This window comes from Pseudomonas sp. GV105, from assembly GCF_003058185.1.
Taxonomy (GTDB): Bacteria; Pseudomonadota; Gammaproteobacteria; order Pseudomonadales; family Pseudomonadaceae; genus Aquipseudomonas; species Aquipseudomonas veronii.
Genome location: NZ_QBUF01000001.1, coordinates 423,182 through 438,997, shown reverse-complemented (window position 1 = coordinate 438,997; position 15,816 = coordinate 423,182). Strand labels below are relative to the sequence as shown.

Below are 15,816 nucleotides of genomic sequence, written 5' to 3'. Positions count from 1 at the left end.
TATCGCGTGGTGTCACCGGCTAGTGTGGTGGTAAATCACCTTAAATCTTGACTGTGTGGTGCGATCTCTGCTGAAGGCGCATTTAAAGAAGCCGGCAACACGTACCGACCTATACTTCGTAACTGGTTTCATTAAAAGCGCAGAAACGATCTCTCCCTGCCGCTTTGAGATCAATCTAAATTCCGCGCGGAGTTGGTCAACGCACGAGAGCATTGCAACAGCGCCGGTGCCAGTTGCCGCTCGGCGTCCGCGCGGCTCCAGCGACTGGTAGGTGCTACCACATGCACCGCAGCTACCGGTCGGCCATTAGCGCCCAGCACGGGTGCACCGATGGTCATATCACCGAGAAAAATTTCTTGGGTATTGACCGCATAACCTTGCTGGCGCACTTCCTCAAGAGACTCCAGGATCTTGTCGACTTTCGTCAACGTATGGCTGGTGTGAGCGATTCGCTGGCTATTTTCAATCAACACCAACGCTTCATCCTGTGGTAGCGCGCTTAAGTAAGCCCTGCCGGACGCAGTGCAATACATCGGCACGCGCGACCCAATCGGCATATGCACCGGCACAAAACCTGAGCTGACAAAACGCGCAATGTAGGTCATGTCGTAACCCGCTGGCTCAGTAAGGCAGGAGGTCTCCCCGGTCAGGCGCGTCAGTTCGGAAAGGAACGGGTTGGCCACTTCAATCAGCGAATGCGCATCCAGGTAACTGAAGCCGAGTTCCAGCACACGTGGTGTCAGTTGGTAATGGCGTGTGCGGGAGTGTTTCCGAAGGTAACCAAGGCTTTCTAGAGTAAACAGCATGCGTTGCGCGGAGCTTTTGGTCATGCCAGCGGCGTCAGCTACCTCTGCAAGGCTCATGCTACGGCGCTGTGCGCTGAATGCCTTGAGTACCGACAGGCCTTTTTCCAGGGATTGATTATGCAAACTGTTGCGCTCTTCGGTCATGGCCCACTCGTTGTCAGTTGGATCAACTCTCAGGAGATTTCTACGCCAAAAAGCGAAAAATGACCATTAAATATCGCATATCGATACAAATGATTCATTCAGCACAATTTATCAATCGATATGCGCTCCTAATTAATCGGAATGGCATGAGCCTTGCGGTTGTTCTGTTGCCGCTAGCGTTACTGACAATCAGTTTTCCTTCTGGAGTAACCCGATGAACAGTCTTTCACACGTGTTTCGCCGCTTTGCCTTCGGCCTATGCGCCACCCTTTGCGTGTCCACCGTGCACGCAGCCAGTGCGACCTCGTACAAAGTTGGTGCAACCGCCAGCGGTTCGCCGTTTACCTTCCTCGATATCAAGAGCAACAGCATTCAGGGGGTGATGGTCGATGTTGCGCAGGCGGTAGGCAAGGCCGGGGGCTTCACCAGCCAGATCGAACAGACCAACTTCGCCGCGCTTATTCCTTCGCTAACGTCCGAAAAGCTCGACTTCATTTCCGCCGGCATGCTGAAAACCGAAGAGCGTAAGAAAGTCGTTGCCTTCAGTAGCCCCATCTACGCCTACGGTGAAGGCCTGATCATCAGCGCCGATGACAATGCCGCATACCCCGACCTAAGCCCGCTCAAAGATCAGGTCGTTGGAGTACAGGCCGGCACCATTTTTTACGACCAGCTCAGCAAGCTCGGCATCTTCAAGGAGATCCGCACCTACGACTCCATTGGCGAAATGATCCGTGACCTGTCCCTGGGTCGCATCAAGGCTGCCGTGGGTGACCAGCCGGTGGTGGCCTACCAGATCCGGCAGAACCTGTTCAAAGGCGTCAAACTAGCCGCCGACTACAAACCCACCAATGTTGGCGAGGTTTGCCTAGTGGTGCGCAAGGGCGATACCGAAACCCTCGAGCGATTGAATCAGGCCATCGCCAGTATCAAGGCTGACGGAACCCTGGCAAATATCCTCAGGAAGTGGGGGCTTGATGCCCAGGTGAACCTATGAGCCCCACTGAATTCTTGCAAAGCGCCGTGGATTTTTTACCCATTCTGCTTCAGGGCGCCTGGGTTACTATCCAGATCACCGTGCTGTCGTTCCTCCTCAGCAGCGCGATCGGCCTAGTGTTGGCACTGCTCAAGCTTTCTCCGATCCGTATGCTGTCAGTAACGTCGAGTACGGTGATCAACGTGATTCGCGGCCTGCCGATCATCGTGCAGCTTTTTTACATCTACTTCGTGCTGCCGGACATGGGCGTTCACCTGACCGCCTTCCAGGCCGGGGTGATCGGCATGGGCATCGCCTATTCCGCCTATCAGGCCGAGAATTTTCGCACCGGCATCATCGCGGTGGAGCAAGGGCAGCGCGAAGCCGCCGAGGCCTTGGGCATGCGCTCTGTACTGATGATGCGCCGCGTGATTCTGCCCCAGGCATTCCGTATCGCCTTGCCACCCTATGGCAACACCTTGGTGATGATGCTCAAGGATTCATCACTGGTTTCCACCATTACCGTCGCCGAGATGACGCGCCAAGGGCAATTGATTGCCTCATCCACCTTTCAGAATATGACTGTTTATACCCTGGTAGCTCTGCTCTACCTGCTGATGAGCCTGCCGTTGGTGTATGGCCTGCGTCACATGGAACAGCACTTGAGCCGGAGGAAAAAAGCATGATCGAGATTCGCCAGCTGCAAAAACAATACGGCAGCTACCGGGTGCTGCACGGCGTGGATCTTGACGTCGCCAAAGGTGAGGTGGTGTGCCTGATCGGCCCCTCCGGCTCGGGCAAGTCCACGTTGCTGCGCTGCATCAATGCACTGGAAACCTACGAAGGCGGTGTTATCACCGCGTTCGGCGAAACCGTGCAACGGGGCAGTAAAACCGTGCACGCGCTGCGAAGCCGCATGGGCATGGTGTTCCAGCGTTTTAACCTGTTTCCCCATCGCACCGTGTTGGAAAACGTCATGGAAGGCCCGGTATACGTCAAGGGTGAGTCACCCAATCAAGCGCGTGCAGAAGCCTTGACCTTACTGGAAAAGGTCGGTCTTTCGGCAAAGGCGGACGCCTATCCAGAACAACTCTCCGGTGGCCAGCAACAGCGGGTGGCCATCGCGCGCGCCTTGGCGATGAAGCCCGAAGCCATGCTGTTCGACGAACCTACCTCGGCCCTCGACCCTGAACTGGTTGGCGATGTACTGGCAGTCATGCGTACCCTGGCGGATGAAGGAATGACCATGATCGTGGTCACCCATGAAATGGGTTTTGCACGCGAAGTGGCCGACCGTGTGTGCTTCCTCCATGGAGGTTACATCGTTGAAAGCGGCCCGGCGGAGCAAGTCCTGGGCAATCCGCAGCAGCCGCGAACCCAAGACTTTTTGCGCAGGGTACTGCATCCGACCGCCAGCGTGCGGAGCCTGTCATGAATTCACTATGGGCAGCGACGGCACCACCAGCCGTACCAACGCCAGCGTTGAGCGAGTCATTGAGAGTGGATGTGGCGATTGTGGGGGCGGGGTATACCGGTTTGTCGACGGCCCTGCATCTGGCTGAGAAGGGTGTAAGTGTCTGTGTCCTGGAAGCCAACGAACCTGGCTGGGGCGCTTCGGGCCGTAATGGTGGGCAGGTCAACCCGACGTTGAAATACGACCCGGATCAACTGGTGCAAATGTACGGCGCTGAGCGCGCTGAACCGCTGATCGATACTGTTTCGAGCTCTGCTGACCTGGTGTTCGATCTGATCAAGCGGCATGAGATCAATTGCGCGCCGATACGAAAGGGCTGGATGCAGGTTTCCTACTCGGACAAAGGCGTGGCCGGGCTGCATGCCCGGGCGGATCAGTGGGCCCGTCGTGGTGTGCCGGTGCAGTGTCTAGATGCCAGCGCAGTGGCTACGCGCATGGGCAGTGAAGCCTTTGCCGGCGGTTGGCTGGATGGTCGAGCGGGGGCTATTCAGCCTTTGGCCTACGCACGCGGATTAGTGCGCGCGGCGCTGGCGGCAGGTGTACGGATTCACGGCCAGAGTGCCGTGACTGAGTTGCAGCGCCAGGGCTCTGGGTGGCAAGTGCAGACTGTCTGCGGCGCACAAGTCACGGCGGATCAGGTGGTACTGGCAACCAACGGCTACAGCAGCAACCTGTGGCCTGGGATGGCGCAGAGCATATTGGCCGCCAATAGTTTTATCGTCGCCACAAAACCGTTGAGCGGGTCGCTAGCCGAAAGTATTTTACCAGGGCAGGAAACGGTTTCTACGTCGCAACGACTGCTGCTGTATTTCCGTAAGGATGCCTACGGTCGCCTGTTGATGGGCGGGCGTGGGTTGTTCAACGATCCCACCGGGCCGACAGACTTTACTCACCTTGAACGCTCGCTGGCATTGCTGTTTCCGCAGTTGGGGCCACTGGAGTTTGAGTATCACTGGGCTGGGCGGATCGCGATCACTCGAGATTTTATGCCCCATGTTCATGAACCGGCGCCAGGGCTGACTTTGATGCTTGGGTGTAATGGTCGGGGGATCGGTTTATGTACCAGTCTTGGTCAGCAGTTGGCTGGGCGGTTGTGTGATAAACGCGCGGCTTTTGCGTATCCGGTCTCGCCGTTGCAGCGGTTGCCATTGCATGGATTGCAGAGGTTCTATATTGGCGCGGGGGTGGCTTGGTACAGCCTGTTGGATCGCTTGAGTGTGAGCTGAGGGATGCTCTTGTAGCCGAAGCAGGGCTTAAGCGAAGCCGCGCCCACGCACCATAGTCGCGGCTTCGAGTGCTAATTGATCTTGACGAGCAGGGGAGGGCGTAGGTCTGCGTTCGACACAGCAACGAATAGCCCTCTTCCTTCATTTTTACAAATGTCAATGCCCAAGACGGGCACTGTAGTTCGTGAGCGAGGTTTCGGGCTGCATTAGTATCAAGCACAACGATCGTCTGGCTTTGATCAACAATCAGGCGTGGGGGCGCTGGCTTAGGCATAAATATTTTTCTTTACCGCTATGATCAGAGCAGCTACGTACTTCGCAAAATGGGGGAGGACTGGCTGTGAGATGCCACGGTAAGTCAGTGTAAAGCGAGTGCTTTACCATTTCGAGCGCTACGCCTTAGAGTCGATTCGAGCTTGTCGTCGGCGTTGGTACGGCGCGCAAAGCAATTCCACCAAATGAAACGCTGGCATCCACATACCGCAACGCCGACTTCATATCCTTCCAGCCCACATAGCTCATCAGCCCTTTGATGTCCCATCCATTGGCAGATGCCCAGGTTGCGAAGCCCCGTCGCATTGAGTGGGCGCTGTACAGCTCTTCAGGCAGCCCGGCTTCCTTGAAGATCCGTCGCAACATCGGAATCAGGCTATGAGGTTGGATGGCCTTATCCGCCAAATTTCCCCAGCGATCCAGGCGGCGGAAAACCGGGCCCTTCGCGAGCCCTGCAACGGTAATCCAGTTGATATAGGCCTCGACCGGACACAGCATTGTCAGCGCCGGCGTCTCAAAGGTTGTCCCTTCGTGCAGGCGGTCACCCTTGGTGTGCGGCAGGAAGAACGTGATGCCTTCACCGCTATAGGCTTTGGTGTTTTCCACTGTGAGTCTGGCCAACTCATCCCCGCGGAATCCCCGCCAGAATCCGATCAGCACCATTGCCACCGAGCGGCGGTGGCGCAGGAGCGTCTTGTAGTCGCCGCGATCGAGCGCGGCGGTGGCTTCTGCTTCCAGCCACTTCACGGCTTGTTCGAGATGCGTGAGTAAGAGGGGCGCGGCCTGCTTGACCTGGGCGGGATGCACCACACGGATGCCCTTGATCATCTGGCGCACGTTAGGGGTCTTGGTCGGGTCTGGGAATCCTTGGGTGATATGCCACTGCGCCAGCGCGGCCAAACGCTGCTTAAGCGTGCTGATCGCATGCTTGTCGGCGTATTCAGCCAAGTAGCGAACGATACCGTCGCCTGTGGTGGGCAGGTAGCCGCCCCACGTCACTTCGAAGTGCTCGATCGCAGCTCGATAGCTTTTGCGGGTGTTCTCCCGGGTACCTGCCTTTAGGTACCGGTCAGCCTTGTCCATCGAGCTTTGCCTTCAAAATCAGCGGTTTCTATTGGTTCGTTTCTTGGCGATTCCACTACCGTCGCCAGCCTGAGATGCATACCTGATGGAAGAACACTAACCTTCAGCTCGCTCCGGTTCCGCACCATAGTGTACGGCTAAAGTGCTCTCCATGTGCCCAGCGATCTCGTCTAGACACTAGGCTCGACTTGAAATACCAGCTGGCAGGCAGGGGAGCATCTTGCAGAGTGCTTTGAAATCAGCATGCATTGCGTCGAATGGCGTATTGACATCAGTAAGCGGATCTTGGCCTACTCGCTGCAAATCTTGAATCTTAGAACGTGATCTAGTGGATGGAGGCCGCTGTTTTGAGCTGGGTCATACTATCGAGTGATATCTAAAGCTAGAAAGGGAGTTCTTCGCATGTTCCTGAATGACCAGGAGACAGCTACCGACCTGCTGTATTACACGCCCATTGCCAAAACAGTGGAGCGCTTGCTCCGCGAATCGCGAGGAGCCCCGGTCACCATTGGCGTGCACGGGGACTGGGGGGCCGGTAAATCCAGCGTTCTAAGGATGACCGAGCAACTTCTTAAAGCTGATAAGCGAGTCTGCTGCATATGGTTCAACGGATGGACATTCGAAGGCTTTGAGGATGCGAAAACCGTCGTTATCCAGACCATCGTTGATGAACTGCGGCGTGCTCGCCCGGACTCAGCTAAGGTGGCCGACGCAGCGAAGAAGGTCTTGCGTCGCGTTGATTGGTTCAAGCTGGCCAAGCAAGCTGGTGGATTAGGGCTCACCGCGCTCACTGGCATTCCTAGCATTGACCAACTTAAGGGCGCGGTGGAGTCAATCACTGCGTTTGTGCAAAATCCAGGCGATCATTTGAGTATTGAGGGGCTCAAGGGCCTAGCTGAGAAGGCCGGCGGCTTCATCAAGGATGCTGAGAAGGAGTCTGAGCAGCTTCCCGAGCACATGCACAAATTCCGGGTCGAGTTTGAGGAGCTGCTGACGGCTGCAGACATTGACCAGTTGGTGGTCATCGTTGATGACCTTGACCGCTGCTTACCCAAGACAGCCATTGCCACGCTGGAGGCCATTCGGCTCTTCCTCTTCGTCAATCGGACAGCGTTCGTGGTGGGTGCTGACGAGGCCATGATCGAGTATGCGGTGCGCGAGCACTTCCCAGACCTTCCACAAGGTGCGGGGCCAGTGACCTATGCACGTAACTACCTCGAGAAGCTAATCCAGGTACCGTTCCGGATCCCAGCGCTTGGACTGGCAGAGACCCGTAGCTACATCACGCTGCTTCAGCTCGAAAGCTTCGTCAGGACGGATGACGATCGATTCAAAAAACTTTTGCACACCGCCCAGCAGGACATGCTTAGGCCGTGGAAGAGCACGGGCCTAGATCGCAAAGCTGTGGCTGGCGCTTTCGGCAGCCCGCTTCCCGACTTTGCCCAGGAGGCGTTGGACACCAGTGCCTTGCTGGCGCGGATTCTAAGCGAGGGCACCCGAGGCAATCCGCGACAGATCAAACGTTTCCTCAACTCCATGATGTTGCGTTACGCCGTTGCCGATGCGCGAGGTTTTGCAGAGGACATCCGTCGGCCGATACTTGCGAAAATCATGCTGGCTGAGCGTTTTAATCCTGACTTTTATGAGCAACTGGCCAGGATCGCGAGTGTGGAGGCGGACGGTACAGTACCCGCCATAGCCGAGCTAGAAAAACGGGCGAACAAGTCTAAAGCGGCCGCCTCAGAGCCGGAGGAGGGGAAAAGCTCAGCGAAGCTCAAGGCTGTGGCCCGCTCCGGCGATGTGAACGATTGGGAAAAGAGCGACTGGATCAGCAATTGGGTGGCGATCGAACCCACGCTCACCGGCGTTGATCTGCGCCCCTACATCTTCGTGACCCGCGACAAGCGTAGTTCCCTAATGGGGCAGGTCGCAGTGGGGCATCTCGAGGCGCTTGTCGACAAGCTGATGGGCCCGCCATTGCAGATCCGGCAGGCGGCCACGAAGAAAGAGATCTTGGGATTGGCTGAGGTTGATGCCGAAACGGTTTTCGACGCACTTCGAGATCAAATAATCCAGGCGGACAGTTTTGCGGATCAACCCAAGGGCGTGCCGGGCCTGATTGAACTCGTCAAGCAGCGTCCTGCGTTACAGAAGCGCTTAGTCGAGTTCATCCGATCGCTGCCCACGCCGAAGCTGGGAATGTGGGCTCCCGCCCCATGGCATGAGTGCCTTAAAGACACTGCTGCTATCCATGGCCTTGAGGGGATTTTGAGAGGCTGGAGTCAGCAAGTCGAGAACGAAACGCTTCAGAAGGCAGCCAAGCGCGTACTTGAATTCAGCGGGAAATCATAAGGATTCATATGGGTACCTCCAAAGGATATGGAGGCCCAAGCTCTGGCTTGGTGCCCTCCTGGATTGATGATGTATCGCAACCAGCAGCTCCGTCGGCCCAACCAAGTGGGCCAGGCCAATCTAATCCGTCTCAGCCTGGTTCTACGCCTTCACAGCCAGCCTCATCTCCGTTGGCGGCGGTCAACAACGACGGCACTGGCTCACTTAGGGGCGCTCGCAACAGCTTCACGCGATTCGCCCGCACTGGAAGCCCCAGCGATTTGGGGAATGCCTTGTCTTCCTATGTACGCAAGGGCGTGGGTGGATCAGCGAGAGGTGCGCGCCGCATGGGCACATCTCGCGATACCGCAGGGAAGCTGCTCACCATCTTCGGAGGCGTTCAGCGCAACGGGGCTGCGGAAACTCTGCGACGGTTGCAGCTTACGGTTGCCCCAGGGCAACCGGCCTCCCAGGTGCTGCTCGCGCTGCTTGAGTTCATCTGCCCCCCTGGCGGAGCGATAGACGAGGGCGTTGCTCGCCAAGCCGCGCTCAATACTATTGCCGAGTTGGACGATGCGGGCAGCGGCAGCTTTGAAGACATGACTGATTCTGATCGCCAGAACTTCTTCCTAGATTTCGTCGCGAACTCAATTGAGAGCATGATCATGGCGGACTTGGGGGGCAGGGGCATAACCATGCCGGATGATGTGGAGGCAGTCGAACGGATTCAATCCCAGCTGAGTTCCTTCATCACGGGCTGTACACGGGGTCAGCTCGCCAACCGGTTGGAGCAATGGCCGGCGCCCACAGACCAGGAGGTCAATCAAGTCACCTCTGCGATCTATGAGGCAGCGTTCGACCTTATTGCGTCTGCAGCGGAGAGTCTGGAATGAGACGTCACAGCGTTATCTGCCGACTTGGCAAAACGGATGACCAGGATTTAGTGCTGCTCGAGGCAGGGAGCGTCGCCACCAATATCCAGTTTATCGACGGGGATGGGCTACTGAGGTATGGGATTGGTCAAGCGATTGAACAGTTGGCCGATCTCGGCCTGAGTCCAGGAGAGACTGCGGTTGATCTTGCACTTCTGGCAGCAACCCTTACCGCGGCAGACACCAGAATCTCGCGGGATACTGAATCTGAGAACGCCTGGACGAGGGAGATTGACTTGTATGTACCCGTTGCAAATCCTGCAGCATGGGCAGACGCCTCCGACATGCTGGCCTCGACCCTGAAATTCCTCACCGGGGATCGATGGCGCCTTGTCTTCCGAGAGCGGCCCCTTGGTGTCGATGAACTATCTCCCGCACCGGAGAGCTTGAGGACGGATGAGTCTGACAGCGTTTGTCTGTTCTCGGGTGGTATGGACAGCTTCATCGGGGCGATCAACCTTCTCGGGGCTGGCAGCAAACCCTTGCTTGTGAGTCACTATTGGGACACCAACAGCACCAGCACCTATCAGAACGATTGCCGGGCGGCGTTGCAGGAGAGGTTTTCACAGACCTCGATCAACCATGTCCAGGCACGCGTGGGATTCCCGAACGATCTGGTGGAAGGAGGGGGCAGCGAAGATACGCTTCGCGCGCGGTCGTTTCTGTTCTTTGCACTGGCAGCAATGGCCGCGGAGGCTATAGGCGACTCGATAACCATCCATGTGCCTGAAAATGGCCTGATTTCCCTGAACGTCCCCCTGGATCCTCGTCGCTTGGGTGCATGCAGCACGCGCACGACCCACCCTTACTACATGGCGCGGGTGAACGAGCTCTTTGCGCGTCTGGGGCTGAGCACAAAGCTCTTCAATATGTTCAGCCATCTCACCAAAGGTCAGATGGCTGAGCAATGCCTAGATCAGGCATTCCTCGCCGATCACGTGCATCTCACAATGTCGTGCTCTTCACCAGGAAAAGCGAGGTACCATCCCGACCCATCAAATAGATCACCTAAGCACTGTGGGTTCTGCGTCCCCTGCATCATAAGGCGCGCAGCGATACATCGCGGTTGTGGGCCAGATCAGACCCGCTATGTCATACCGGACTTGCATGCTCAGGCACTGGACACTAATAGGGCCGACGGCGAACATGTGCGCTCCTTCCAGCTCGCAATCGCTCGACTAAAACGCGCACCGCACCGAGCCAAATTCTCAATCCATGAGCCCGGGCCTTTGATCGACCATCCTCAGAGCCTTCACGCCTTTGAACAGGTCTATCGGGATGGGCTGCTGGAGGTCGATGACTATCTTGAGGGTGTAATAGCCATACCACTATGAAACCGCCTAAAAACTCGATCCCAAAATGGGTGGATTTCCACTGCCATCTTGACCTTTACCCCGATCACGAGCGTCTCATCTTGGAGTGCGATCAGGCAGAGGTGGCCACGTTGGCCGTGACAACGACGCCTAAAGCATGGCGGCGCAATCGCGAGCTTGCGGCGTCGGCTCGGCATGTTCGGGTGGCTCTGGGCCTGCACCCCCAGTTGGTGGCAGAGCGCGAGTCGGAACTGCCCCTTTTGGAGCATTTGCTTGAGGAGACCCGATACGTTGGAGAAGTGGGGCTCGATGCTGGGCCCCAGTTTTATCCAAGCTTCGACGCCCAAGAGAGGGTATTCAAGAGGGTGCTTGAGGCGTGTTCAGAGCAAGGCGGAAAGATCCTTACTGTCCACAGCGTTCGCAGCGTAAGCAAGGTGCTCTCCCATATCGAGCGCCTGCTCCCTATCGACAGGGGGACTGTAGTGCTTCACTGGTTCACCGGCTCTGCAAGTGAAGCTAAGAAGGCTTTGGAGCTTGGCTGCTATTTCTCGATCAACTCTCAGATGTTGGCCTCCGCCAAGCATCGCAAGCTTGTCGCGTCGCTGCCAAGTGATCGGCTTTTGACCGAGACTGATGGCCCGTTCGTGCAAAGCGGGGGGCTGCCTACCAGGCCGGCTACCGATATTCCCAAAACGGTACAGGCGTTGGCGCTGTTACGAGAGCAATCGAAAGAGGAAGCGGCTGCCCAGATCATCAGCAACTTGCGTGAGTTAGTACGTACTTAGAGCGTCGGTTGGGTTGCGTTATGGCCAGCCATGCGAATATTGGACTCAAGCAAAACTAACTGCAGTTTCATGCGCACGATTTAGTTTTCACAAATACTTATACGTTAATTATTGAAATGGATGGCGGAATGTCCAGAAAGGATTTGTACAACGCAGTATATGATCGGTTGACAATTTTTTTCCCTGAGCAGCCTTGGATTAAGGCTATAGAAAAATATGGCAACAATCCTCCAGCCCATACACTTGGAGAGAGTTTTATCTCATATGGCCTGTTTATTTTTCACACAAAGGGTCTTGATAGTTGCGATGAGTACGACCGCAACGCGCTAGCGGAAGCATTTTTTTATACTCAGAAAATCCTAGAGTTGTATAATCGCATTGAGGCAAGTAAGAAGGCTCACTACAAGGCCAGATTTAAAGCTGCCTTTGAGGCCTCTAATGACATGCGCGCATTGGCGTTTGAAACCTTTGTATATTTTACGCTTGTTCATTACGGTTGGAATGTAGATTGCAAAGATGACAGAGATGCGGGAGAGACATATGACTACCTGGCTTGCCGAGATGAAAATCGAGTAGAAGTTGAATGCAAATCCTTTTCTTATGATAAAGGGTTAGTTATAAGTTCTGGGGAGGCTCAAAAGCTAGCAAGTGGAATATTGAACAACTTCACAGCCACTTACGAGCAAAGCAAAAAACAACTCAGCATCGTCACCATAAAAGTGATCGAAAAGCTACCGCAAAATCCTGTAATGCTTGCTAAAGTATGCACTGAGATCTGTGAGCACATATCATCTGGCCAAAATATCCAACGTGAAAAATACTCCGTGACTACTGAAGTACATTTTGATGTCCCGGATATTCCAAACGGCGCACCAAGTATTATTCCTGTTAAGTCCTCGGATATGGAATTACTGTGCATGATGCCTCAGACCACCGGCGATGATAGTGTAACGTGCTTACGAATTACCACAATCAGCACGAACGCCTCCTGGCGGGAGTTTGAAAAAACCTGTAAGGATGCCGCAAAAAAGCAATTAACCAAGGTAAATCCAGGGGTGATAGTTGTTCATGTTTCCAACTTAGACGCAATATCCGCGATGCTGAGGGATGGCCGGCTAAGATTAAAAATTAATAATATCTTCAATCAGCCCCACCTAGTTGAAATAATTTTGGTTTCCAACTCTGGTGTGTACGAGCGGGATAAATACCCCTATTTGGAACTGCGTCCTTATATACGCAGCTTTACCAATGATAGATCTGAGTTTGAATGGAAAATCAAGCTCTTTTCTTCTAAAGAATAACTGTGTTATCTAGGGGGTGTGCCGAAGCATTGGTTTGGCGGAAGCAGTTAAGCGCTGAATATGGTCATCCTGCGCTTTGCTCTATTTCATCATTGGACGCCTCCTGTAATGTCATCTTCATCTCTTCCAACGCATGAGCCAAAAGGGAAGTCCTCACTCGCATCCCCGCAACTGGGGGGCAAACGCTTGGTGGTGACGGAGCAGGGAGGGCTCTTCAGAAAACTGCAGGTACCGCTACTCTTGCCTTAGTCGGTTATCCAGTCAGCACTCAAGTGGCAGGCAAGACAGTCGTGCAGGTTTGCGGTTGTGCAGGGAATAGATCCAAGCCCCAGCTACCGCCGCAGCACGCTGGCGCGAGATTTTTCGCCGCTCAGCATGTTTAGGTGTAACGAACTACCCACCGTTCACGATTAGCGAAAGTTTGGCACGTCACCCGCTTAGTCTAAAAGCAACGAACAGTGCCATTCCAGTGAGCAGGTAGCCTCCCCACATCACTTCGAAGTGCTCGATCGCAGCTCGATAGCTTTTGCGGGTGTTCTCACGTGTACCTGCCTTTAGGTACTTGTGATTCTTGCCCATCACGTTTCGCCTTCAGAATCTGCGTGATCCCAGCATTCCACGCTTTTAGCGGCACCTAAGGATGCTCCGATCAACTTGCTACGCAGCGGCGGCGAGTCGCAATTTGCCCGGCACCCAGCGCTATTTGCTGAAAATGGCCTGATGCAGCGCGCGTTGAGGGCGTTTCCGCCCGGTTTTCCGTGTTAAACGCGCAACTCACCCATACCCATCAGCTGTTTTCGAGCCATCCACAGATTCGACAGGGCGAACAGCGTGGTCAGCTGAGCTGTGTTTTTCATCAGCCCACGAAAGCGCACTTTCACGTAGCCAAACTGACGCTTGATTACGCGAAACGGATGCTCGACCTTGGCCCGTGTCTGAGCTTTGCAGTACTCGATCTTGCGCTTGGCCTTGTAGAGCACGCTGCGTTTATTGAGCCTGGAATACGTGCTGCGCCGCGCAGCGATTTGCCAGATGACCTCACGATTTTCATGCTCTTCACGCTTCTCGACACCGGTGTATCCCGCGTCTGCATACACCGCGTTTTCTTCGCCGTGGAGCAGTTCGGCGACCTGCGTGACATCGGCCACATTGGCCGCAGTGCCATGAACATGATGAACCAGTCCCGACTCCGCATCGGCGCCGATATGCGCCTTCATGCCGAAGAAGTATTGGTTACCTTTCTTCGTCTGATGCATCTCGGGATCACGCTTTCCTTCCTCGTTCTTGGTCGAGCAAGGGGCATGAATGATGGTGGCATCGACGATGGTGCCCTGGCGCAGGGACAGGCCTTTCTCTTGCAGATAACCGTTGATGACCGCGAGGATCGCAGGGGCCAGTTGATGCTTTTCCAGCAGGTGCCGGAAGTTCATGATCGTGGTGTCTTCAGGTATCGGGGCGCTCAAGGTCAGGCGTGCAAACTGGCGCATGGGCGTGATTTCGTAGAGCGCTTCTTCCATGGCCGGGTCGCTCAGGGAGAACCAGTTCTGCAACAGATGAATGCGCAGCATGGTTTCCAGAGGATAAGGTTTTCTACCACCGCCGGCCTTGGGGTAGAACGGCTCGATCAGGCCCAGTAGACCTGTCCAGGGCACGACCTGATCCATCTCGGCGAGAAAACGTTCGCGGCGTGTCTGCTTACGCTTGCCGGCATATTCGAAATTGGAAAAGCTCATCTGGCTCATGGGCGGCTCGGATCAGGTGGTCAGGCGTATTTCAGCACATCTTGGGACTTGTTCGGAGATTCCCTAAAGGCCTTTTCGACTGTGAAGAAGCCATAAGACATTATTATAGCTTTTCAAGATGAGCATGATAAAGAAGCCAATTTTGTGATAACGTGCTACGTAGATACATGACACGTAATACACCACGAAATCGTAGGATGTCTCATGGCGCGCGGCGGCATAAACAAGGCAGTTGTACAAAAAGCTCGGCAGTCGTTGCTCGCCAAGGGCATGTACCCGAGCATTGACTCTGTGCGTGTTGAGCTTGGAAATACGGGTTCAAAAACCACTATTTCCCGCTATCTGAAGGAGATCGAGTCCTTTGACCCGCGCCCGCCGTCGTCCCGGGAGCGAATGGGAGAAGAGCTTTCAGCGATGGTTGGAAGCCTTCTGGATCGGCTGATGGAGGAGGGGGATGAGTCGATCGAACAGGCTCGATCAGCTTTCGATTTACAGCGCGTGGGGCTTGAGGCGCAGATCGCTGGCCTACAATCTGAGTTGACCGCTGCACGTCGGCAGCTGGACGCTCAACAAGCAGCTATCGAAGCTCAAACAGCTGACCTTCAAACCACGCAGTCTTCGCTTCAGGCTGAGCTGACGCGCAACGCCGGGATCAGCCAACGCTGTACTGATCTTGAAGCTTTGGTCGGTGACAGGGATAAACAGATCCAATCCCTCGAGGAGAAGCATGTTCATGCGCGTGGCGCCCTGGAGCATTACCGGGAGTCCGTGAAGGAACAGCGCGATCAAGATCAACGACGCCATGAATCCCAGCTACATGAGTCCCAAGTGGAGCAGCGCAAGCTTCAGGAAACCCTGGTGCTGAAACAGGATGACCTGACACGCCTGAACCGTGACAACGAGCGGTTGCTGGGAGAGTCCCGTCAGCAGGTCAAAACGCTGCATGCCCATGAGGCCCGCATTCAGGCTCAGACTGGAGAGATTCAAGGCTTGAAGCTGGCCGAAGCGAAATCCGTCGGCATCTCAGAGCAGCTCCAGGAACAGATTGCTGCGCTAAGGCAGGACGCAAAGGCTCTCAATGAGGCTGCAGCCAAAAGTAGCGAGCGCGAAGTTGAGATTAGGCTGTTGCTGACCTCTGCTCAGGCCGAGAATCAGCAACTGCGGCGTGAGCGGGCTATTGAGAGTGAGCTCGCGGAAAGCCATGTAGCAGCCGCGCCTGCATCTCCGCTTTCAAAATCAAGCGTTAACCCCCCCAGAAAGCCGAGAAAGTGACCATGAGCGTATACGCGTCCAATCTCAAAAGCGTGGAAGGCTCAACCTTGAAAGACGCACACCAGCAACTGGCGGGGATGCTGGCAAACGGCAAATTTTCGCTAGCGTTGACGCTTTGTACAAGGCGCACTCGAGCAGATGGGCGACGGCAGGCATCC

13 protein-coding genes are annotated in these 15,816 nt (G+C 55.3%); 10 read left to right on the top strand and 3 right to left on the bottom strand.

From position 1 onward, the window contains the following. Nucleotides 1-170 precede the first annotated feature (170 nt). Nucleotides 171-950, bottom strand: a complete 780-nt coding sequence (locus C8K66_RS01890; protein WP_108524126.1) for an IclR family transcriptional regulator — start codon at nucleotides 948-950, stop codon at nucleotides 171-173. A 214-nt stretch (nucleotides 951-1,164) separates the two neighbouring features. On the opposite strand from C8K66_RS01890, the gene C8K66_RS01885 reads away from it, so the two are divergent. Genes C8K66_RS01885 through C8K66_RS01870 form a run of 4 tightly spaced genes read left to right on the top strand, consistent with a single transcriptional unit; the run spans nucleotide 1,165 to nucleotide 4,626 of the window. Further along, a complete protein-coding gene (locus C8K66_RS01885; protein ID WP_108524125.1) occupies nucleotides 1,165-1,947 on the top strand; it encodes an ABC transporter substrate-binding protein in 783 nt (260 codons plus the stop codon). Beyond that, nucleotides 1,944-2,612 carry an amino acid ABC transporter permease gene (locus tag C8K66_RS01880; protein ID WP_108524124.1) on the top strand — a complete coding sequence of 223 codons (669 nt, stop codon included), beginning with the start codon at nucleotides 1,944-1,946 and terminating at the stop codon, nucleotides 2,610-2,612. The genes C8K66_RS01885 and C8K66_RS01880 overlap by 4 nt, the downstream gene beginning before the upstream one ends. Continuing rightward, the gene (locus C8K66_RS01875) at nucleotides 2,609-3,361 is read left to right on the top strand and encodes an amino acid ABC transporter ATP-binding protein (protein ID WP_108524123.1); all 753 of its coding nucleotides are present in this window, start codon (nucleotides 2,609-2,611) and stop codon (nucleotides 3,359-3,361) included. The genes C8K66_RS01880 and C8K66_RS01875 overlap by 4 nt, the downstream gene beginning before the upstream one ends. Further along, on the top strand, nucleotides 3,358-4,626 hold the full coding sequence (locus C8K66_RS01870) for an FAD-binding oxidoreductase (protein WP_108524122.1): 1,269 nt from the start codon (nucleotides 3,358-3,360) through the stop codon (nucleotides 4,624-4,626). Before C8K66_RS01875 ends, C8K66_RS01870 begins: the two co-directional genes overlap by 4 nt. Nucleotides 4,627-5,025: 399 nt before the next feature. Here C8K66_RS01870 and C8K66_RS01865 read toward each other — a convergent pair whose 3' ends face one another. Further along, nucleotides 5,026-5,982, bottom strand: a complete 957-nt coding sequence (locus tag C8K66_RS01865; RefSeq protein ID WP_108524121.1) for a tyrosine-type recombinase/integrase — start codon at nucleotides 5,980-5,982, stop codon at nucleotides 5,026-5,028. Nucleotides 5,983-6,384: 402 nt separating this feature from the next. Between C8K66_RS01865 and qatA the strand changes: the two genes are divergently transcribed. The 5 genes from qatA (at nucleotide 6,385) to C8K66_RS01840 (ending at nucleotide 12,644) form a co-directional block, all read left to right on the top strand. Beyond that, a complete protein-coding gene (qatA, locus tag C8K66_RS01860) occupies nucleotides 6,385-8,334 on the top strand; it encodes a Qat anti-phage system ATPase QatA (protein WP_108524120.1) in 1,950 nt (649 codons plus the stop codon). 8 nt (nucleotides 8,335-8,342) lie between these two features. After that, nucleotides 8,343-9,206, top strand: a complete 864-nt coding sequence (gene qatB, locus C8K66_RS31465) for a Qat anti-phage system associated protein QatB (RefSeq protein ID WP_305118811.1) — start codon at nucleotides 8,343-8,345, stop codon at nucleotides 9,204-9,206. Then, on the top strand, nucleotides 9,203-10,579 hold the full coding sequence (qatC, locus tag C8K66_RS01850) for a Qat anti-phage system QueC-like protein QatC (protein ID WP_057423130.1): 1,377 nt from the start codon (nucleotides 9,203-9,205) through the stop codon (nucleotides 10,577-10,579). Before qatB ends, qatC begins: the two co-directional genes overlap by 4 nt. Then, the gene (gene qatD / locus C8K66_RS01845) at nucleotides 10,576-11,343 is read left to right on the top strand and encodes a Qat anti-phage system TatD family nuclease QatD (RefSeq protein WP_057423129.1); all 768 of its coding nucleotides are present in this window, start codon (nucleotides 10,576-10,578) and stop codon (nucleotides 11,341-11,343) included. Before qatC ends, qatD begins: the two co-directional genes overlap by 4 nt. A gap of 128 nt (nucleotides 11,344-11,471) precedes the next feature. Further along, nucleotides 11,472-12,644, top strand: coding sequence for a hypothetical protein (locus C8K66_RS01840; protein ID WP_057423128.1), 1,173 nt, complete (start codon nucleotides 11,472-11,474; stop codon nucleotides 12,642-12,644). A gap of 761 nt (nucleotides 12,645-13,405) precedes the next feature. Here C8K66_RS01840 and C8K66_RS01835 read toward each other — a convergent pair. Beyond that, nucleotides 13,406-14,386, bottom strand: coding sequence for an IS5 family transposase (locus tag C8K66_RS01835; protein WP_108524119.1), 981 nt, complete (start codon nucleotides 14,384-14,386; stop codon nucleotides 13,406-13,408). Nucleotides 14,387-14,590: 204 nt separating this feature from the next. On the opposite strand from C8K66_RS01835, the gene C8K66_RS01830 reads away from it, so the two are divergent. Continuing rightward, the gene (locus tag C8K66_RS01830; RefSeq protein WP_065869864.1) at nucleotides 14,591-15,658 is read left to right on the top strand and encodes a DNA-binding protein; all 1,068 of its coding nucleotides are present in this window, start codon (nucleotides 14,591-14,593) and stop codon (nucleotides 15,656-15,658) included. Nucleotides 15,659-15,816: the final 158 nt, after the last annotated feature.